17 protein-coding genes are annotated in these 20,470 nt (G+C 59.5%); 9 read left to right on the plus strand and 8 right to left on the minus strand.

Going from position 1 to position 20,470, the window contains the following annotated elements; translation table 11 throughout:
- Positions 1–11: 11 nt before the first annotated feature.
- The gene (locus tag ACIP66_RS06470; protein WP_159815806.1) at positions 12–194 is read left to right on the plus strand and encodes a hypothetical protein; all 183 of its coding nucleotides are present in this window, start codon (positions 12–14) and stop codon (positions 192–194) included.
- On the opposite strand, the gene ACIP66_RS06475 is transcribed toward ACIP66_RS06470, so the two are convergent.
- A complete protein-coding gene (locus ACIP66_RS06475; protein ID WP_159815807.1) occupies positions 191–1,252 on the minus strand; it encodes an AI-2E family transporter in 1,062 nt (353 codons plus the stop codon). The two genes, ACIP66_RS06470 and ACIP66_RS06475, sit on opposite strands and share 4 nt — an antisense overlap.
- Positions 1,253–1,445: 193 nt before the next feature.
- Here ACIP66_RS06475 and yegQ point away from each other — a divergent pair, with 193 nt between their 5' ends.
- Positions 1,446–2,783 carry a tRNA 5-hydroxyuridine modification protein YegQ gene (gene yegQ, locus ACIP66_RS06480; RefSeq protein WP_400646420.1) on the plus strand — a complete coding sequence of 446 codons (1,338 nt, stop codon included), beginning with the start codon at positions 1,446–1,448 and terminating at the stop codon, positions 2,781–2,783.
- Between the two features lie 368 nt (positions 2,784–3,151).
- On the opposite strand, the gene ACIP66_RS06485 is transcribed toward yegQ, so the two are convergent.
- Together ACIP66_RS06485 and ACIP66_RS06490 are read right to left on the minus strand one after the other, a co-directional pair.
- Positions 3,152–3,382 (minus strand): hypothetical protein, encoded by a 231-nt coding sequence (locus tag ACIP66_RS06485; protein ID WP_053121836.1) that lies wholly within the window; start codon positions 3,380–3,382, stop codon positions 3,152–3,154.
- 190 nt (positions 3,383–3,572) lie between these two features.
- A complete protein-coding gene (locus ACIP66_RS06490; RefSeq protein ID WP_400646422.1) occupies positions 3,573–4,445 on the minus strand; it encodes a LysR family transcriptional regulator in 873 nt (290 codons plus the stop codon).
- Positions 4,446–4,617: 172 nt separating this feature from the next.
- Here ACIP66_RS06490 and ampC point away from each other — a divergent pair, with 172 nt between their 5' ends.
- The 3 genes from ampC to ACIP66_RS06505 all read left to right on the plus strand — a co-directional run bounded on the left by ampC (position 4,618) and on the right by ACIP66_RS06505 (position 10,372).
- On the plus strand, positions 4,618–5,772 hold the full coding sequence (gene ampC, locus ACIP66_RS06495; RefSeq protein ID WP_400646593.1) for a class C beta-lactamase: 1,155 nt from the start codon (positions 4,618–4,620) through the stop codon (positions 5,770–5,772).
- 394 nt (positions 5,773–6,166) lie between these two features.
- On the plus strand, positions 6,167–6,790 hold the full coding sequence (locus ACIP66_RS06500) for a response regulator (RefSeq protein ID WP_400646424.1): 624 nt from the start codon (positions 6,167–6,169) through the stop codon (positions 6,788–6,790).
- Between the two features lie 3 nt (positions 6,791–6,793).
- Positions 6,794–10,372, plus strand: coding sequence for an ATP-binding protein (locus ACIP66_RS06505; protein ID WP_400646426.1), 3,579 nt, complete (start codon positions 6,794–6,796; stop codon positions 10,370–10,372).
- Between the two features lie 115 nt (positions 10,373–10,487).
- On the opposite strand, the gene ACIP66_RS06510 is transcribed toward ACIP66_RS06505, so the two are convergent.
- Positions 10,488–11,054, minus strand: coding sequence for a DUF4174 domain-containing protein (locus ACIP66_RS06510; protein ID WP_212551401.1), 567 nt, complete (start codon positions 11,052–11,054; stop codon positions 10,488–10,490).
- 208 nt (positions 11,055–11,262) lie between these two features.
- Here ACIP66_RS06510 and ACIP66_RS06515 point away from each other — a divergent pair, with 208 nt between their 5' ends.
- A complete protein-coding gene (locus ACIP66_RS06515; RefSeq protein WP_400646428.1) occupies positions 11,263–11,733 on the plus strand; it encodes a GNAT family N-acetyltransferase in 471 nt (156 codons plus the stop codon).
- 162 nt (positions 11,734–11,895) lie between these two features.
- Here the strand turns inward: ACIP66_RS06515 and ACIP66_RS06520 are convergent, their stop codons facing one another.
- From ACIP66_RS06520 to ACIP66_RS06530, 3 genes are all read right to left on the minus strand, one after another.
- Entirely contained in the window at positions 11,896–12,681 is a 786-nt protein-coding gene (locus ACIP66_RS06520) for a sulfite exporter TauE/SafE family protein (RefSeq protein WP_159815638.1), read from the minus strand.
- 211 nt (positions 12,682–12,892) lie between these two features.
- Positions 12,893–14,107, minus strand: coding sequence for an MFS transporter (locus tag ACIP66_RS06525; protein ID WP_053121850.1), 1,215 nt, complete (start codon positions 14,105–14,107; stop codon positions 12,893–12,895).
- Positions 14,108–14,276: 169 nt separating this feature from the next.
- Positions 14,277–15,026 (minus strand): hypothetical protein, encoded by a 750-nt coding sequence (locus ACIP66_RS06530; protein ID WP_400646431.1) that lies wholly within the window; start codon positions 15,024–15,026, stop codon positions 14,277–14,279.
- Between the two features lie 336 nt (positions 15,027–15,362).
- Between ACIP66_RS06530 and ACIP66_RS06535 the strand changes: the two genes are divergently transcribed.
- From ACIP66_RS06535 to ACIP66_RS06545, 3 genes are all read left to right on the plus strand, one after another.
- Positions 15,363–16,511, plus strand: coding sequence for an aldose epimerase family protein (locus tag ACIP66_RS06535; protein ID WP_400646433.1), 1,149 nt, complete (start codon positions 15,363–15,365; stop codon positions 16,509–16,511).
- 276 nt (positions 16,512–16,787) lie between these two features.
- Positions 16,788–17,609 (plus strand): aldo/keto reductase, encoded by an 822-nt coding sequence (locus tag ACIP66_RS06540; protein ID WP_400646435.1) that lies wholly within the window; start codon positions 16,788–16,790, stop codon positions 17,607–17,609.
- A gap of 25 nt (positions 17,610–17,634) precedes the next feature.
- Positions 17,635–18,105 (plus strand): DUF1810 domain-containing protein, encoded by a 471-nt coding sequence (locus ACIP66_RS06545; RefSeq protein WP_400646437.1) that lies wholly within the window; start codon positions 17,635–17,637, stop codon positions 18,103–18,105.
- Here ACIP66_RS06545 and ACIP66_RS06550 read toward each other — a convergent pair.
- Entirely contained in the window at positions 18,070–20,430 is a 2,361-nt protein-coding gene (locus ACIP66_RS06550) for a DNA polymerase II (protein ID WP_400646439.1), read from the minus strand. The two genes, ACIP66_RS06545 and ACIP66_RS06550, sit on opposite strands and share 36 nt — an antisense overlap.
- Positions 20,431–20,470: the final 40 nt, after the last annotated feature.

Genomic DNA, 20,470 nt, shown 5'->3' on the forward strand with positions numbered 1-20,470 from the left:
AGGTACTTGTCATGGCTCAGGTTCAAATCATGTCCGTTATCGGCAGCGCCGTTCCCGCCTCGCTCAGAGCGTCGGGTTTGCTCGCCTGCTGGTACCTGATGCGCAACGGCGAACCGATCAGCGGCCCGCTCGCTTCATTGCCAGCCGCTCAGGCGCAGGCAGAGAAAATCGCCAGCGCGCCGTTCCACGCTTAAGGCAGCTGAACTTTCGGCTTGGTCTCAATGAACAGCGCCCAGCTCGACATAAACAGCGCAGCGATCAACGGACCGATCACGAAACCATTGAGGCCAAACACGGCCAGACCGCCCAGGGTCGAGATCAGAATCATGTAATCGGGCATGCGTGTGTCCTTGCCGACCAGAATCGGTCGCAACACGTTATCCACCAGACCGATCACAAACACCCCGAACAACCCCAGCACCACGCCTTGCCAGATCATCCCGCTGAGCAGGAAGTACACCGCCACTGGCGCCCAGACAATCCCCGCGCCCACCGCCGGCAATAGCGATAGAAACGCCATCAACACCGCCCACAGCAACGCGCTGGGGATATCGAGAAACCAGAAAATCGCCCCGCCCAACGCGCCCTGCGTGATCGCCACGACCAGGTTGCCCTTCACCGTCGCCCGCACCACGCGGTTGAATTTCAGCTGCAAGCGACGTTTGTGGTTTTCCTCCAGCGGCACGGCGATGCGCACTTTGCGCACCAGTTCGGCACCGTCACGCAGGAAGAAGAACAGCAGATACAGCATGATGAAAAAACTCACCACAAACTCGAACGTGCCCTGACCAAAACTGAACGCCTGGCTCGCCAGCACCTGACTGCCCTGCATCGCCGCTTTGACGATTTTCTCGCGCAAACCGTTGAGCTCGCCCATGCCGAAGCGATCGAGCAAATGCTGAAAGTACGGCGGCAGACTGTGCTTGAACTGCGCCAGATACGCCGCGATATCCAACTCGCCACTTTCGATGTTTTTGTAGACCGTCGCGCCTTCCTGCACCAGCAACACGCTGAGAATGATCACCGGCAAAATTGCGATCACCAGACAGATACTCAGCGTACACAGCGACGTGAAGTTGCGCTGCCAGCCAAATTTTGCCTGAATGCGGCGCTGCATCGGCGCAAACAGAATCCCGAGAATCACCGCCCAGAACACCGCGCCGTAGAACGGCAACAGAATCCAGATAAAGGCCACGGTGACCAACAGCAGCAGCACTGTCAGCGATTTGAATTGAAGACTTTTTGCGTTCATGTCCGGTCCATGTCAGTCAGGCGCCATGCACGCCCCGATGCTTAGTCAGCCGGCGCGCGCGCGAGTGCCATCTTTATTTATTGAGCATAGTTGCGGATTGCGCCTGAGTGCCGGCCGCGCAAATGTAGACGCAGATCAATAACCCGCACCGGCGTCTGCACTAACCTGCCGGGCTTTTGCGACCGACTCCACCATGACGCCTACCCTGCCCCTCGCCGCGCCCGAGCTGCTGGCTCCCGCCGGCACCCTGAAAAACATGCGTTACGCCTTCGCCTACGGTGCCGATGCGGTGTATGCCGGCCAGCCGCGTTACAGCCTGCGCGTGCGCAACAACGAATTCGATCACGCCAATCTGGCGCTGGGCATTCAAGAGGCGCAGGCGCAGGGCAAGCGCTTCTATGTGGTGGTCAACATCGCGCCGCACAACGCCAAACTGAAAACCTTCCTCAAGGATCTGGCGCCGGTGATCGAGATGGCGCCGGATGCGCTGATCATGTCCGACCCGGGGCTGATCATGCTGGTGCGTCGGCACTTCCCGCAGATGCCGATTCACCTGTCGGTGCAGGCCAACACGGTGAACTGGGCGAGCGTGGAGTTCTGGCAGCAGCAGGGGCTGAGCCGGATCATTCTGTCGCGGGAATTGTCGCTGGAAGAGATCGGCGAGATTCGCCAGCAAGTGCCGGGCATGGAGCTGGAGGTTTTCGTCCACGGCGCGTTGTGCATGGCTTATTCCGGGCGCTGTCTGTTGTCGGGCTATATGAATAAGCGCGACGCCAATCAGGGTTCCTGCACCAACGCCTGCCGCTGGAAATACTCGGCGCAGCAAGCCACGGAAAATCAGCTCGGCGAGATCGTGCAGACCTTTGAGCCCGAGCCCACCCTTGGTATTGGCGCGCCTACCGATCAGGTATTTCTGTTGCAGGAGGCCAATCGCCCGGATGAGTTGATGCCGGCGTTCGAGGATGAGCACGGCACGTACATCATGAACGCCAAGGATCTGCGCGCGGTGCAGCATGTCGAGCGGTTGACGCGCATGGGCGTGCATTCGCTGAAGATCGAGGGTCGGACGAAATCGCACTTCTATTGCGCGCGCACCACGCAGGTGTATCGCCGGGCAATTGATGATGCGGTGGCCGGGCGCGAGTTCGATCGCAGCTTGATGACGGATCTGGAGTCACTGGCCCAACGCGGGTACACCGAGGGTTTTCTGCGCCGGCATGTGCATGACGAGTATCAGAATTATCTGCACGGCAGCTCGGTGTCGGAGCGTCAGCAGTTTGTCGGTGAACTGACCGGGGAGCGGCGCGATCGGCTGGCTGAGGTCAAGGTGAAGAACCGCTTTGCGGTGGGTGACCATCTGGAATTGATGACGCCCAAGGGCAACTTTCACTTTGATCTGCATGAGTTGCACAACGCTCAGGGCGGCGCGATCGAGGTGGCGCCGGGGGATGGGCACACGGTGTATTTGCCGATTCCGGATGCGGTGGATTTGCGCTTTGGGCTGTTGATGCGGGATTTGGCGGTGGCCTGAAAGCCCTGCAAACGCCCCCCTTGTAGGAGCTGCCGAAGGCTGCGATCTTTTGATCTTTTTTACAGGCAACGTCAAAAGATCGCAGCCTTCGTCAGCTCCTACGGAGATCAAAAGCCTAAGTGAATTCCTCCCGCAACATCGCCACAAACGCCTCTCGCGCCGGGTGTACTGCTCACGTATCTGGCGTGGGTGGGGTTAGGTGAGCGGCAGGAGTGATGGTGCGGACTGCTGAGTTTGATCGTTGATGGATGTTGGGGCTGATGCCGCCTTCGCGAGCAAGCTCGGCTCCTACAAGTCAGTGGTGATGCAACTGTTCATTGTGGGAGCAAAGCTTGCTCGCGATGGGGCCCGGACAAACACCTCATCAACTAGCGTCGATCATCCGACAACGGCGTTGGCTCATCCGCTGGCGGCACATCGTCGTCGGCAGCCGGATCCTTCCAGTCGTCAGGCCGGTCGCCATCACTCAGCGGATCGCGCCCTGGTGGCATGCCCATCGGTGAATCATGATCTCCCAGTGTCGGCTCATCGGTACCGGGCACCGGTTGGGTTGGATCGGTTGGAAGTACACCACCCTGAAACAGCAGATCGTTAGCCATGACACACCTCACCAAGGAGGCCCGGAAAGCCCGGGTCGTACACGTTGGAAACGGTGGCGCACGACGGGTGCTATCGAACAGACCAACGGCGCAAACCATGACCTGTAGGAGCAAAGCTTGCTCGCGAAAGCGTCCTGGCAGACGACATCATCGTTGAATCCGCTGCCGTCTTCGCGAGCAAGCTTTGCTCCTAAAAGGAAGCGTTCTGCAGCCATGATTTGAACGCCAGCATCGCCGCCGTTTCCGGGCGTGACTGCAAACGTGTCAGCCAATAACTGCCGGTGGTGATTTCAATCGCGAACGGCTGACAAATCGCCTCCGCCGCCAGTTGTCGGGCGAACATCAGCGGTGGCGCCAATGCCACTCCACTGCCCTGCAACGCCGCTTCCATCATCGCCAGCGACGAGTCGAACACGATGCTCTGCGGCGGTGCAGCATGTGTCGCCATGCCCGCCGCGTGAAACCATTCCGGCCATTCATCCGTGCGATAGGAACGCAACAATGTCTGCTGCAACAAATCCGCAGGCGCGTGCAATTGCCGGGCGATTTCCGGCACGCACAACACCGACAGCGGCGCGTCGAGCAAGCGTGTCGCCTCGATGCCATGCCACGCTCCCGCGCCGAAGCGGATCGCGTAATCCAGCCCTTCCGCCGCGACATCGACACGGTTGTTGTTAGTCGACAGCCGTAAATCTATAAGCGGATGTTTCGCCCGGAAATCCGCCAGCCTCGGCAACAGCCAGCCCACTGCGAACGTGCCGACCGCGCCCACGGTCAACATTTCGCGATAATGTCCGTCGGCAAGGCGTTCAAGAATTTGCGCGATGTGATCAAACGACGTGCTCAAGACCGGCAACAGCGTTTCGCCCTCGCCGGTCAGCATCAGCCCACGGGGCAGGCGTTTGAACAGGGTTACGTTGAGTTGCGCCTCAAGGCTTTTGACCTGATGGCTGACGGCGGCCTGGGTCACACACAACTCCACCGCCGCGCGGGTAAAGCTCAGATGGCGCGCCGAAGCTTCGAATGCGCGCAGTGCGTTCAGCGGCAATTGCGGTCGAATCATGCCCAGTCCCAAATTTTTCTAATGGCTCATGCGAGATTTCATCGTTTGTCGATTGGCGCCGGACTGCCTAAATTGGCCGCGCTGATCAACCGCCCGAACGGGAAATCGTCCGCAGTGTAGCGGGATAGAATAATCAACACTCATGGAGAGTGGTTCATTTATGCGTTCAATCATGCCGAGCAAACTCTTTTCCTACAGCGCTTTTGGACTTTGCTTCGGCGCGGCTGCCTGTTCGGCTGCTGCGCCAACCGATGCACAACTGCAAGCCTTGGTCAGCGCTGCCGTTACGCCGGTGATGCAGCAGCAGAACATTCCAGGCCTGGCCATCGCCCTGACTGTTAATGGCCAACCGCATTACTTTAACTACGGCGTCGCCAACAAGGACAGCGGGCTGAAGGTCAGCGAAAACACCCTGTTTGAAATCGGTTCGGTGAGCAAAACCTTCACTGCGACGCTGGCTGGTTATGCGCAGGCGACGGGCAAACTGGATTTGTCGAGCAAGGCCAGCTCGCTGTGGCCTGAGCTGCACGGCAGCGCATTCGACAACATCAGCGTGCTGCAACTGGGCACGTACAGCGCGGGTGGTCTGCCACTGCAATTTCCCGCTGAAGCCGATTCGGCGGACAAGATGCTCGGCTATTACCAGCAATGGAAACCGCTGTATCCACCGGGCAGCCATCGCCTGTATTCCAATCCAAGTCTGGGGCTATTTGGCTATCTGACGGCGAAGAGCCTCGGTCAGTCGTTTGATCAGGCGATGACCCAAACCCTGCTGCCAGCACTGGGTTTGCAGCACACATTCCTCAGCGTGCCCGAGTCCGAAGCCAACCTCTACGCCCAAGGCTACAACAGCGCAAACCAACCGGTGCGTGTTGGCCCCGGCGCCTTGGACGCTGAAGCCTACGGCATCAAAACCAGCGCCGCCGACCTGCTGCGATACGTCGAAGCGAACCTGAAACCGGCCAGCCTGAAACAGCCCCTGCAACAAGCCGTCGCCGCCACGCACACCGGTTACTACACCGTCGGTGACATGACCCAGGGTCTGGGTTGGGAGCGTTACGCCTATCCGATCAGTCTGGAAAAACTGCAAAACGGCAATTCGAACCCGATGGCGTTGCAAGCGCACAAAGTGCAATGGCTGACCCCGGCGCAACCCGAGCCGCAGAACGTGCTGTACAACAAAACCGGCGCAACCGGAGGCTTCGGCGCGTACGTGGCGTTCGTGCCATCGAAGGATGTCGGCATTGTGATCCTCGCGAACAAGAACTACCCGAATGCGGAACGGGTGAAGATTGCGCACACGATCCTGAGTGCAATTACTCGATAAAGGCAGGCACCAAACCTGTGGTACTCCCTTTAGTGACACTGATCCCTGGTGACACTAGCCCCTTGTGACACTGATCCCCTAGTGACACTAATCCCCTGTGAAACTAATCCCTGTGGCGAGGGGATTTATCCCCGTTGGGCTGCGCAGCGGCCCCAAAAGAGAACCCTGTTTTTTCTGACTCACCGGAGCGTCCGGTTTTGGGAGTGCTTCGCACTCCATCGGGGATGAATCCCCTCACCACAAAGGCTGGGGTAGCCATTGTCATTCGTGCAGTCCTCTTTTCTTGCATCCCCCCTCAAACCAAGTAGCATCGCGCTCTTTTTTCGCGGTCGCGCCCGCGCCGTGCTCTTCCCGGCGTGCGGGCTATGCTGAAACCGGGCTTGAGGACTGATCGATGAAAGTGCTGCTGGTCGATGATCACGCTGTGGTGCGCATGGCAATCGCGATGATTCTCGCGCGCGAGGGCCATGTCGTGGTGGCTGAGTGCGACAACGGCGTCGATGCCTTGAGCAAGGCATTCGAGCTGCAGCCCGATGCGATTGTGCTGGATCTGGACATTCCGCAACTCGACGGCATGGCGGTGATCGACCGTTTGCGCATCGGCGGCAGTACGGCGCACGTGCTGGTACACACCGGTTTGAAAAGTATGGCCTACGCCACGCAATGCCTGCGCGCCGGGGCGGCGGGTTATCTGTCGAAGGGCGATGATCCGAGGGAGATTCTCACCGCACTGAAAGCCTTGGCCAATGGCGAACGCTGGTTTCCGCCGGGGACGCTGGATTCGGTCAATCACAGTGAATACACCCAGGACGACGCCAAGCGCATCGACACCATCACCCGTCGCGAACTCAAAGTCTTGCACGGTCTGGCGCAGGGCAAGACCAACATGCAGATCGCCAACGACATGCTGCTCAGCAACAAAACCATCAGCACCTACAAGACCCGCCTGATGCAAAAACTCGACACCCACACGCTGCTTGATCTGGTCGAGTTCGCCAAACGCAATCATCTGGTCTGAGCGATGAACCGGTTCAGACAACTGCTCGCTGTTCTCTGCCTCGGCTGGCTGGCATTGAGCGCCCAGGCCGACACGCTGAGCCTGCTCAGCCGCGCGACCAGCAATCAACAAACCCTGCCCCTGAGCAGCACGCAACGGCATTTTTTGACGCAAAAAGCCGTGTTGCGCGCCGGGGTCTATCTGCCGGATCGGCCGCCGCTCGACATCACCGCCGACGGTGGTGAATACCAAGGCCTGTCCGCCGATTACCTCGACATCATCGCTCGCACTCTGGGCCTGCGGGTGCAGATCGAACGGTTCGCCAATCAGGCCGAAGCCCTCGCCGCCCTGCAACGTGGCGACATCGATGTGGTGCCACGCATCAATCATCTGGAAAACCAGTACAGCGAACTGCGCATGAGTGCGGCGTATGCGTACGATCAAGCGGTGCTGGTCAGCCGTTTCGGCACCCACTGGGCGAACAATCAGTTGCCCAAGGACACCACTGTTCTGTTCGATTCGGACTGGATGATTCCGGGTCGCGTTGCCGCACTGTTTCCTGATCATCCCCGCGAGGCGGTCGAGTCGACACCCTACGGCCTCGGCCTGGTGGCTTATGGCGAAAACAAGGTGCTGCTGACCGATGCGATCTCCGCGCAATACCTGCTCGAACGCAGTTACCAGCAGAGCCTCAAACAAACCATTCAGCGCGACTCCGAAGGCCTGGGTTTCAGCTTCGCCATGCAGCGCGAAGACGCGCAGTTGCTCAACCTGTTCAACAACGTTCTGGCAAAAATCTCCCCGGCGGAACGTGCGCAAATCGCCCGGCGCTGGGGCATCGGCTCAAACCCGAAACTCGGTTACGGCCGTCTGCAACTGACGCCGGTCGAACAGCAGTGGATCAAGGATCATCCGATTGTCGAGGTGCTGGCCAACGACATGTATTCGCCGTTCAGCTTTTTCGATACCGAAGGCGAAATGCGCGGCATGTCCGCCGATTTGCTCGAGCTGATCAACGACCGCACGGGCCTCGCGTTTCAGCCAAAGAAAATCACCTCGATGGACGCCATGACCCGTCGTGCGCAACGCGATCCACCCAGCCTGATCGCGGCGCTGACTTACAGCGAGCGCCGGCACAAGGATCTGAAGTTCTCCCGCGCCTACGTGGTCAATCCGTTTGTACTGGTTACACGGGTAAAGCCCAACCGCGAGGGCATGAGCGGGCTGAAAGGCCGGGCCGTGGCGATCATCAAGGGCTCGGAAGCCGCGCATTGGCTGGCGCGGGAATGGCCGGAGTTGCGCGCGGTCGAAGTCGATACGTCGATCGAGACTTACGAACTGCTCGCCGAAGGACAGGTCGAGGGCGTGATTCAGCCGCAGATGGGCGCGGCCTATCTGATTGATCGCTACTTTCGTGGACGCCTGCAAATCGACTCAGTGCTCGGCACACAACCGGCGTTGATCACCTTCGCCACCGGCAAACACAACGCCACGCTGATTTCGATCCTCGACAAAGCCATGCTCGACATCGCCCCCGGCGAGTTCAGCGATTTGGCCAACCGCTGGCAAAACCCGCAGAACGGCGAGGACGGCTGGAGCACTTACAAACGCTGGATTCTGCGTGCGGCGATGGTTTTGGTGGCGGTGTTGCTTGGTTTTATCGCGTGGAACCTCGGCCTGCGCCGGCAAATCGCCGAGCGTCTCAAAGCGCAAAAAGCCTTGAGCGATCAGTTGCTGTTTATGAAGGCGTTGGTCGATGGCACGCCGCACCCGATTTACGTGCGCGACCGCAAAGGCCTGCTGCTCACTTGCAACCGCGCTTATTTGCAGGTGATGGGCGTGGAGCTTGAGCAGGTGCTGCACAAAGGCCTGATCGAGGCCAACGTGCTGCCGCTGGATAACGCCCACAACTACAAACGCATCCACCGCGCCACCCTGGAAAGCGGCGAGCCGTCGTTCGACAATTTCCCGCTCTCGGTCAAGGGCCACACCTTCCACATCTACCACTGGGCCCTGCCCTACCGCGACTCCGACGGCAAAATGACCGGCGTGATCGGCGGCTGGATCGACCTGACCGAACAACAGCATCTGCAACACGCACTGTTGGCCGCCAAGCACCAGGCCGAGGCGGCGAACCGTGGCAAAAGCCATTTTCTGGCGGTGATGAGCCACGAGATCCGCACGCCGATGAGCGCGTTGATCGGCGTGCTCGAACTGCTGCGCAATCGTCATCCCGAGCGCACCGGCGACGGCGAGTTGATCGACATTGCGCAGAAGTCGGCCGGCGGCATGATGGAGCTGATCGGCGAGATTCTCGACCTGACCAAACTTGAAGCCGGCCAGTTCGAATTGCGCAGCAGCCGCTGCTATCCCGAGCGTCTGGCGCGCACCGTGGTGCAGGCGTTCGCCAGCCTCGCGCAGCAGAAAAACATCGACCTGACTTTGATCACCGACGATGCCGATCAAGCGGTGGAACTCGATTCGCTGCGCTTTCGGCAGATTCTTTCCAACCTGCTGAGCAACGCGATCAAGTTTACCGCCCAAGGCACGGTCAGCGTTGAGTTGAGCCTGCTGACTCACGGCGATCTGGTGCAATTGCGCCTGGCGGTGCGCGACAGTGGCATCGGCATGGACGAGCCACAGCGCCAGCGCCTGTTTCAGCCGTACACCCAATTCGCTGACGGCCAGAGCGAAGCACAGATTGGCACGGGGCTGGGATTGTCGATCTGTCAGCAATTGACCGAGCTGATGGGTGGGCAACTGACTTGCGAAAGCGAGCCGGGGCTCGGCTCGTGCTTTACCCTCAACCTGAGCACCCGCTTGCACACCGAGACACAAACTCTGCCGACGATGGCGGCTGAAGATCTGCCACCGCTGCCGTCGCGGCATGTGCTGATTGTCGAAGATCACGAATTCAATCGCGTGGTGTTGCAGCGGCAACTGGAATCGCTGGGGATGCGCGTGGCCTGCGCCGAAAACGGTCTCGAAGGGTTGCGCCTGTGGAGCGAAGAATCTTTCGACTACTTGATCACTGACTGCAATATGCCGCTGCTCAATGGCGACAAGATGACCCGCCAGTTGCGCGCCATCGAAGCTGCCGAGGGGCGCACGCCGACTCATGTGCTGGGGCTGACCGCCAATGCGCAGCCAGAGGAAACCCGCCGCTGTCTCGACGCGGGCATGAACGCCTGCCTGTTCAAACCGCTGACACGCAGTGCCCTGGAGCGTTATCTGCGTGAATCCGAACGTGAACGTCAGGCCAGTGCGGCGTGTTTTGATCCGTCCAAGGTCAGCGACATTACAGCTGGCGATCCGGGGCTGACCCGGCAATTGCTGGAGACGGTGTTACGCACCAATCAGCAGGATTTCGAGGCGATGGAAACGCTGTTTGCAACGGGGGATTTTGAAGGCATGGCGCGGCGTTGCCACAAGATTCTCGGGAGCGCGCGGATTATTCATGCGACGCCGTTGATTGCGGCGTGTGAGCAACTGGAGGTGGCGTGCAAGTCGAGCACGACTCAGCAGGAGGCGCATCGATTGTATGAAGGTTTTGTGCAAGAGATGAAGCGCTTGCAAACAGCATTGCAAGAACACGCAGCTTAAAACTGTAGGAGTGAGCCTGCTCGCGATAGCGGTGTATCAGTCAACACATGTATCAACTGACATGCCGCTATCGCGAGCAGGCTCACTCCTACAGGGGGATATGCGTTGACTTCAGTTAGTCATCCGGCATTTCCGGTGGCTTGGTGGGTTTTGCAGGTTTGGTTGGTTTGGTGCCTTTTGCGCCTTTTGCGGCCGGTTCAGCGGCTGCCGGTGTGGTTGCCACGGACGGTGGCGCGATGTCTTTCTCGGTCGCTGGCAAAGCATCAATGGTGTCGAAGATTTTCTTCAAATCCACCGCTTTCGCTTCATCCCCCGACGCCGACAGTTTGGTCTCGCCGTCCTTGCCCACCAGGAACACTTTCGGATACGCCCCGGCGCCCAGCTTCAGCGAGCGCAGCAGCGCCATGGTGTCTTGCTGGCCGAGGTCTTTGCCGTCGAGCTGGCCGGACATGTTGAGGATCGTGTAAACCTTGATGTTGCGATCAGCGACGCCTTTTTTGTTGGCGGGATCGTCGAGCGACTTTTTCAGGCCGACCCACACGGGGTCAACGGTGCTTTGTGCGATCACGATCAGCGGTCGGGCGCGGCCCATGTCGCCGGCAATCGGCGAATCGTTGTCAGCGGCGAACAGAGGGCCGGCAATCGCCAGCAAGAGTGTCAGGGTCAGTGACCTGATGAGCATGCGCATCTCCTTTTAATATCCACGCTCTAATGATTGCGCATCGTGGCGATTGTTCCGGGGCTATCTGGCAAATAGGTGTCGCCTTGTCAGAAGCTTAGGTCAGGGCCGACATTGCGCAACATCACAGACACGATCGCAAGGCGGATTTGATTACCTTTTATGACCGCATTAGGGTGGTGGATCAACCACCGAAATGGAGTTCACCCGCATGCACATTGATTACCTGTGCGATCACCCCGAATTGATTGAAGAACTGGCCACGCTCAACTTCCAGGAGTGGGGCGAGTTTCGCCCGGGCCAGACTGTCCAGGATCGTATCGAGCATATGCGTGAATCCTGCGGCAAAGGCGCGGTTCCCAGCGTTGTGGTGGCGCTTGAAGGTTCGCGCTTGCTCGGCGGCGCACTGCTGATTGAAAACGATCTGAAGCTGCGCCCGAAACTGACGCCCTGGCTGGCCGGGGTTTATGTGAAAGCTGAAGAACGCGGGCGCGGGGTTGCTTCGCAACTGGTTAACCGTGTGGTTGCAGAAGCGGCGGCGCTGGGGGTGCGGGAGTTGTACTTGTACACCGATGCGGCGCAATCGCTGTATGCACGGTTGGGATGGGAGGTGATTGAGGAAATGGTGTACGAGGAATTGCCGGTGACGGTGATGAAATACACCATTCAAAACCCGTCATAAAAACCTGTAGAAGCTGCCGAAGGCTGCGATCTTTTGATCTTTTTTAGAATCAAGATCAAAAGATCGCAGCCTTCGGCAGCTCCTACAAAGGGATATTCAGCAGCACAAAAACTTGTGGTGAGTAAGTCCCACAAGGTTGTTCCAATGCAAAACCCGGGTTGATCAGAACGCCAGCTTGTAGCCGATCAACACCAGCATCGTCGCCAGGCACGGGCGCAGGACTTCGTCGGAAATGCGTCCGGTCAGGTGGCTGCCGAGCCAGATGCCCGGCAACGAGCCGATCAGCAGAAAGCCCAACACACCCCAATCCATATTGCCCATGCTCGCGTGACCGAGGCCTGCAACCAGTGTCAACGGTACGGCGTGAGCGATTTCGGTGCCGACCAGACGACGGGTTGGCAGCAGCGGGTAAAGAATGAACAGCGCCACGGTGCCGAGCGCACCCGCGCCAATCGAGGTCAGCGCGACCATGGTGCCGAGGATCAGACCGGTGATCACGGTCAACACGTTCAGGCGCGAACCGCTCGGGTTGTAGTTGCCGCCGGCGCGTCTGTGGGCGAATGCGAGCAGGCGTTTTTTGAAGAAGATCGCCAGCGCAGTGGCGAACAACACAAAGCCCAAGGCTTGTTTGATGATGGCGTTCATCGCATCCGGCGCGGTGTGCAGGGTGCTGAGGAACCACAAGGTCATCGCCACCGCCGGCACGCTGCCGAGGGTCAACCAGCCGGTGATGGCCCAATCGATGTTCTTGTTCTTTTTGTGCACCAGCACGCCGCTGGATTTGGTAATGGCGGCGTACAACAGGTCAGTGCCCACCGCCGTTGCCGGGTTGATGCCGAACCACAGCAAGATCGGCGTCATCAACGAACCGCCGCCGACACCGGTCATGCCGACGATAAACCCCACCACCAGCCCGGCGATCACCAGGCCGAAATTTGCCAATTCCATTAAACCGTCCACAAAAACGACAGGAAAAATCTGGCCCGCAGCATAGCGATTTTTCTTATAACCACATATATCAATGCGGTCTATCGTTATACCGCAACCCACCATTCCCCCTGTAGGAGCTGCCGCAGGCTGCGATCTTTTGATCTTGTTTTTCAATACCGCACATCAAAAGATCGCAGCCTGCGGCAGCTCCTACAGAGAGACTGCGTTGTCAGTGCTGGCGGCGGCCCGGTTTGAAGCTGTGGTTGCTGTTGATCCAAACGGTAGCGAGCGCGATCAGCGAGAGAATCAGCAGCGCCCACGGAAACGACATCGCCCCCGCTCGATCCAGCAGCAAGCCACCAAACAAGCCGCCGCCGGCAATCGCCACGTTCCACGACGTGGTGAGCATCGCCTGCACCACGTCGACGTGATCGCCCGCCGAGTCCGCCGCGGCGGTCAGCAGCAACGTCGCCGAGCCGCCGAACGACAAGCCCCACACCGCCATGCACGTGTAAATCAGCCACGGTGACGGCGCCAGCAGCGCCAACACCAGCGCGGTCACGGCAAACACCGCAAGGCTGATCAACGTCAGCCAACGCAACCAGCGATCGACCAGCATGCCGATGATCCAGATGCCCACCAGCGAGCACAGGCCAAACACCAGCAACACCAGATCAACCCGTTCGGCCAAACCGGCCTGCATCAGAAACGGCGCTATGTAGGTGTAGAGAATGTTGTGCCCGAGCATCCACGTCAGCACCACGAACAGCACCGGTCGCACACCCGGTAGACGCAACGATTCGAGCAGCGGCAGGCGTTCTTCGCTGGTTTGCCCCGGACGATCCGGCACCGCGATCACAATCCACGCCGCCAGCACCAGGGCCAGCGCCGACATGATGCCGAACGAAGCACGCCAGCCAATCAGATTACCCAGCCATGTTCCCGCTGGCGTACCCAGCGACAGCGCCACCGGCGTACCGAGCATGGCAATCGCCAGCGCCCGGCCCTGTTGATGCACCGGCACGATGCCGCGCGCATAGCCGGCCATGATCCCCCACGACAGCCCCGCCGCCATGCCGGCGAGAAACCGCGACGCGAGGGTCAGGCCGTAATGGCTGGAAAACGTGGTGACGGTGTTAAACACCAGAAAACCGCCGACGGTCATCAACAGCACCCGCCGCCGAGGCCAGCCGCGCGTGGCGACGGTCAGCGGAATCGCCGCGACAATCGAGCCCAGCGCGTACAGCGTCACCAGTTGCCCGGCGAGCACTTCGCTGACATTGAGCCCAGCGCCGATTTGCGGCAGCAGGCCGGCTGGCAGGGTTTCGGTGAGGATGGCGATGAAACCGGTCATGGCGAACGCCAGCAACGCGGCATAAGGCAATTTGTCCGAGCGGACGGCGCGGTCAACGCGAGTGAAATCGGCGCTTGCGGGGTCGGTCATGACGGGTGCAGCTCCTTTTGAGTCAAAGTTTACGATGGATTGTATACAAACAATCCGACCGCCACTCTACCCTGTAGGAGCTGCCGAAGGCTGCGATCTTTTGACGTTGACCTTCAAAAACAGATCAAAAGATCGCAGCCTTCGGCAGCTCCTACAGGGGTGAGAGCGCTTATTGAACGGGGAGGAAATTCAGGAACAGAAGGCTCTGCGCGTAATTCAGGCCGATCCGCCGGTAGCGTTCGTCGAGCATCTGTGTGATCAGATCCAGCCGCGCGACGATTTTGCCGAACTCGGTGGCAAAGCTGAGGTTGCTGCCCTCTTCGGAAATCTCATTGGAGAACAGCAATGGCTGGCCGTCCTTGTTCTGCCGTTGCGACAGAATCCACGTGGCTTTTTCGATGTTGCGCGCGGCGTTGTGGACGAAGGTCGGGTTGATCGCGTCGGTCATGTAGAACTCGGTGCGATTGCCGTGGGCGGTGACGAGCATGCTGCCGATCGCATAGATGAACGCGCCGACGCGGTCACCGCGAAACTCCGGGCTCATCGCGTAGCTCAGCGCCGCGAGATCCTTTCTTCCGCCGAGCACCGGCAATGGCTGCTGCTGCTCAACAGCGAGACGCACCTGTTTCACCGCCACACTGATACTGAGGAACCCCGATTTTTTCAGTTCTTCTGGATTACGCAGGTACAGCTTGCCCATCAGGCGGTAGAGGCTGTTGAGGTTGTCGCGCATTGCCAGCGTGGCCATACGGTCGACGCTGGTCTGCATGAATTCCTGCGGCTGGCCGTCACGCATCTGCGCGAAAAAGCCATTGCCCTCCTGATGGCTGCAACCGCTGAACAACAGCAATGACAGACAGGCGAGCGGCAGGCAAGGTCGGCGAAAAAAATCGGCAATCAGCTGAAAAAATCTCGGCATGTAGTCTCGAACAGGCACATTCCTGTGCGGCGGGGGTCACCGCATCCTGGCCATGGATAGAGCCGGGAAATTCGAAAAAGTGCAGTGTGCGAGCGTTGATCCGACCTTTGGCGCTGATCCCCACATCAATTAGTCAGACTTTATTTTGGCAATAAACGATTCATCCGCTATAAATATTCTTCCTACTCACAGATAGCATGACTATTAACCACCCTGTAGGAGCTGCCGAAGGCTGCGATCTTTTGATCTTCTTAAAAGCAAAAGATCGCAGCCTTCGGCAGCTCCTACAGGGGGTAGTGCCACTTTTGAAAACAACAACAAAAAGGAAGGTCAACCATGCTTCAATCCCGACACCTGCTCTCCGGCCTCGGACTGTCCCTGATGATCGCCACCCTTTCCGCCAATGCCGCCGGCCTCAGCGCCGAGCACAAAGCCTTCGGCAAAACCAATGACGGCACGCCCGTCGAGCAATACATCCTGCGCAACAGCCACGGCATGCAAGCCACCGTCATCACCTACGGCGCGACCCTGCAATCGCTCTTGGTGGCGGACAAACACGGCAAGTTCGACGACGTCGTGCTCGGCTTCGACGATGTGCAGGGTTATCAGAAAGGCACCGCGTACTTCGGCGCGACCATCGGCCGTTTCGGCAATCGCCTCGCCGAAGGTGCGTTCGAACTCGATGGCAAACGCTATCAAGTGCCGCAGAACGACAAGAGCAACGCGCTGCACGGCGGCACCTTAGGTTTCGACAAGAAAGTCTGGAAAGCCCAGGAAACCAAGGACAAGGATTCGGTCGGCGTAACCCTGACGTATCTGTCGGCGGACGGCGAAATGGGCTTTCCCGGCAAGCTCACCACCGAGGTCACCTATCGCCTCACCGACAACAACGAGCTGCGCATCGACTACAAGGCCAACACCGACAAACCGACGGTGCTCAACCTGACCAACCACAGTTACTTCAACCTCGCCGGCGCCGGTAATGGCGACATTCTCAAGCAGGTCGCGACCCTGTACGCCAGCCATTACACGCCGGTGACGGCCAAACTGATCCCGACCGGGGAACTCGCGCCCGTCGCCGGTACGCCGATGGATTTCACCAAACCGACGGCGATTGGCACGCACATCAAGGCGGATCATGAGCAACTGAAATTTGCTGAGCCGAAACAGGGTGGATTTGATTTCAACTGGGCGCTGGATGCCAAGGGCGATGTGAGCAAAGTCGCCACTGAAGTCAGCGATCCGCAGTCGGGGCGGCATTTGCAGTTGTTCACTACCGAGCCGGGTGTGCAGTTTTATACCAGTAACTTCCTGGATGGCACGGTCAAGGGCAAGGGCGGCAAGGTGTATCCGCACTGGGGCGCGTTTACGTTGGAAACGCAGCACTATCCGGACTCGCCTAATCAGCCGAACTTCCCGAGCACGCGACTGGATCCGGGGCAGACTTACAACCACAGCGTGGTGTTGAAGTTCTCCGCGAAATAACTGTCAACACAACATCTGTGATGAGTTGAGTCCCCTGTGGCGAGGGGATTTATCCCCGTTGGGTTGCGCAGCAGCCCCAAAACCAGACAACCGGGTTTGCCTGATACTCCGCGCTGAATGGTTTTGGGGCTGCTTCGCAACCCAGCGGGGATAAATCCCCTCGCCACAATTTATTTCAGCCACTTCATAAAGACTCCTGATCTGGAAGCTTTCGGAACCCCTGGGCTATCCTGCTGCCCACTTAAAGGTATCGACTCTTTCAGATAGGAGGTTTGAATGCGTACCCTCGAATTGGCCGGTGTGCAGGTTCCAGTCATTGGCCAGGGCACCTGGCGCATGGGCGAAGACCGTTCGGCGCACAAGCGTGAAGTGGCGGCGTTGCGCACGGGGATCGAACTGGGCATGACCCTGATCGACAGCGCCGAAATGTACGCCGAGGGCGGTGCCGAATCGGTGGTCGGCGAAGCGATTGCCGGTCTGCGCGATCAAGTTTTTCTGGTGAGCAAGGTCTACCCGCATAACGCCAGCCGCAAAGGCATCCCGCAAGCCTGCGAGCGCAGTCTGCGCCGCCTCGACACTGATTACATCGACCTCTATCTGTTGCATTGGCGCGGCCAGTATCCGCTGGAAGAAACCGTCGAAGCCTTCGAACGTCTGCGCGAAGAAGGCAAGATCGGCCGTTGGGGCGTCTCCAATTTCGACGTCGATGACCTCGAAGAACTCTCCAGTTCCGCCTGCGCCACCAATCAAGTGCTCCACAACCTTGAAGAGCGCGGCATCGAATTCGATCTGTTGCCGTGGTGCCAGCACCAGCGGATGCCGCTGATGGCTTACTGCCCGATCGGTCAGGGCGGCGCGATGCTGGCTGAGCCGGTGCTGAAACAGATTGCCGCTCGTCACGGCGTCACCCCCGCGCAGGTTTCGCTGGCGTGGATTCTGCGTCAGGATGGTGTGATTGCGATTCCCAAGGCTGTGCGACCCGAACACGTGCAACTCAATGCACAAGCGGCGCAGCTGCAACTGGAGGCCGGGGATCTGGCGGCGCTGGATCAGGTGTTTCAAGCGCCACAACGCAAGCAGCGGCTGGCCATGGTCTGAGCCGCCGACTGGCGAGGGCTTCGCGATGAGAAGCACGGATCAGAACGACCCGTTCAACCTGCAACGTTTTGTGCTGGTCCAAGACTCGGTGTTCGAGCGGGTGCAGCGCGAACTCGAAGACGGCCGCAAACGCAGCCACTGGATGTGGTTCGTCTTCCCGCAGTTCGCCGGTTTGGGCGGCAGTGAAATGTCCCGACGCTACGCCATCGGTTCGGCCGAAGAAGCGCAGGCCTACCTCGACCATGAACTGCTCGGCGCCCGCTTGCGCACCTGCACGCAGTTGGTGCTCAACGTGCACCAGCGTTCAATCGCGGAGATTTTCGGTCATCCTGACGACCTGAAATTTCACTCTTCGATGACGCTGTTCGCGCAGTTCAGCGCCGACGACAGCCTGTTCGCACAGGCGCTGGAGCGCTACTTCCACGGCATTCTCGATGAATGGACGCTGCAACTGCTCGACTCAAAACAGGCCCAGTTGCCCACCGATCAGGGTTGAGAAATCGTCGTCGACAAACGGCAGAATCGCGTCCGCCACTGGTTGCAGCTGGCGGGTGATGTAGTGGTCGTAATCAATGGCCGCGCAGCGCACTTCCAGCGGCTCGGGGCCGGCCAAGGTGATGACGTAACTGATCCAGCCACCGTTCTGATATTGCCGTGGCCGACCGTGCTGCGTGTTGTAATCGTCAGCCAGCCGCGCCGCGCGCACGTGGGGCGGCACGTTGCGTTCGTAGTCGTCGAGGGTGCGGCGCAGGCGTTTGCGGTAAATCAAACGATCATCGAATTCACCGGCGAGGGTTTTGCGCACATAGTCGCGCACGTAATCCTGATACGGCTTGCGCTGGAAAATCCGCTCGTACAACTCCTGCTGAAATTGCCGGGCCAGCAGCGACCAGTCGGTGCGCACGGTTTCCAGGCCTTTGTAGACCATTTCATCGCTGCCGTCGGCGCGGGTGACGAGGCCGGCGTAGCGCTTCTTGCTGCCCTCCTCCGCGCCACGGATGGTCGGCATCAGAAAGCGTTTGTAGTGAATTTCGAACTGCAATTCGAGGGCGCTTTCCAGCCCGTACTCATCGCGCACATGCTCGCGCCACCAGTCGTTGACGTGCTTGACCAGCGCCTGGCCGATCTTCGCCGCCTCTTCCTGAGCATGCTGGCGACGCAGCCAGACGAAGGTGGAATCGGTGTCACCATAGATCACCGCGTGGCCCTGCTCTTCGATCAACTTGCGCGTGCGCAGCATGATTTCGTGACCGCGCAGGGTGATCGATGAGGCCAGCCGCGTATCGAAAAACCGGCAACCGCTGGAACCGAGCACGCCGTAAAAGGCGTTCATGATGATTTTCAGTGCTTGCGACAGCGGCGCGTTGTGCTCGCGTTTGGCGGTCTCGCGCCCCTCGGCCACGCGCGAGACGATCGACGGCAGGCAATGACGGGTGCGTGAGAAGCGCGCGCCACGGAAACCCGGTACAGAGTCAGCGTCGTCCGGGTGTTGCAAGCCTTCGATCAGGCCCACCGGATCGATCAGAAAAGTGCGGATGATCGACGGGTACAGGCTTTTGTAGTCGAGCACCAGTACCGACTCGTAAAGACCTGGTTGTGAGTCCATGACGAAGCCGCCCGGGCTGGCCTGCGGCGGGTTGGTACCGAGATTCGGCGCGACGAAGCCCTGCCGGTGCATCAAAGGCATATAGAGATGCGTGAACGCGGCCACCGAGCCGCCGCTGCGATCCGCCGGCAATCCGGTGACGCTGGCGCGCTCCAGCAGAAAAGTCAGCAACTCGGTTTTGGCAAAGATCCGCGTGACCAGTTCGCAGTCCTTGAGGTTGTATTTGGCCAGCGCCGGTTTGTCTTCGGCGAACATGCGGTTGATTTCGTCCATGCGCTGGTACGGGTTGTCGATGGCCTTGCCCTCGCCGAGCAGGGTTTGCGCAACGTTTTCCAGACTGAACGAGGGGAAACTCCAGGTCGCCGACCGCAGGGATTCGATACCGTCGATGATCAACCGCCCCGCTGCCGAAGCGAAATAGTGATTGCGGCTACCGTGTTCGCGCCACTGCATTTCTTCGCCGCCACGGCCGATTTTCAGCGGCACACCAAGGCGCCGCGCGTGCTCGTGGAGGATTCGCAGATCGAACTGCACGACGTTCCAGCCGATGATCGCGTCGGGATCGTGCAGTGCGAACCAGTCGTTGAGCTTCTTCAGGATGACGGTGCGCGAGTCGCAGTATTCGAGGTCGAAGTCGACGATGCTGGCGTCGCCATTCGGGGTGCCGAGCATGTACACCTGACGCTCGCCACAGCCTTCGAGGGCGATGGAATACAGCTCGCCATTTTCGGTGGTTTCGATGTCGAGGGAGACCAGGCGCAGTTTCGGTCGGTAATCGGGTGCGGGTTTAAGGTGGGCGTTGAGCAAGGTGCCGTCGGCGTCCGTTGTGCCGCTGAAGAATACCGGCGCGGTGATGAAGCGCTCCATCAGGTAGCGTTCCGGTGGGCGCACGTCGGCTTCGTAAACGTCGACGCCGGCGCGGGTGAGCGCGGTTTCGAGGCGCATCAACTGGCCGTGTTGCTGGCAATACAGGCCGAGCACCGGACGATGTTCGAAATCCTGCAGGGCCAAGGGGCGCAGTTCGACGTTCTTTTCGTCGTGCAACAGGCGTTCGGCTGCCTCGCGCTGTTCAGCGGGGATAAACGCCACCGACGGTTGATGCGGCAAGCGCACACGACGCGGCCCGGCGTCGGTCGCCAACCAGAACTCGACTTCGGTGCCGGCCGGCGTATCACGCCAATGCCGGGTCAGGACGAAGCCCTGCGGTAAATCCACCAGTGCAACCTCGGGTATTGAAACAGAGGGGCATTCTACG

It is taken from the genome of Pseudomonas sp. NPDC088429, from assembly GCF_044753305.1.
Classification (GTDB): Bacteria; Pseudomonadota; Gammaproteobacteria; order Pseudomonadales; family Pseudomonadaceae; genus Aquipseudomonas; species Aquipseudomonas rustica.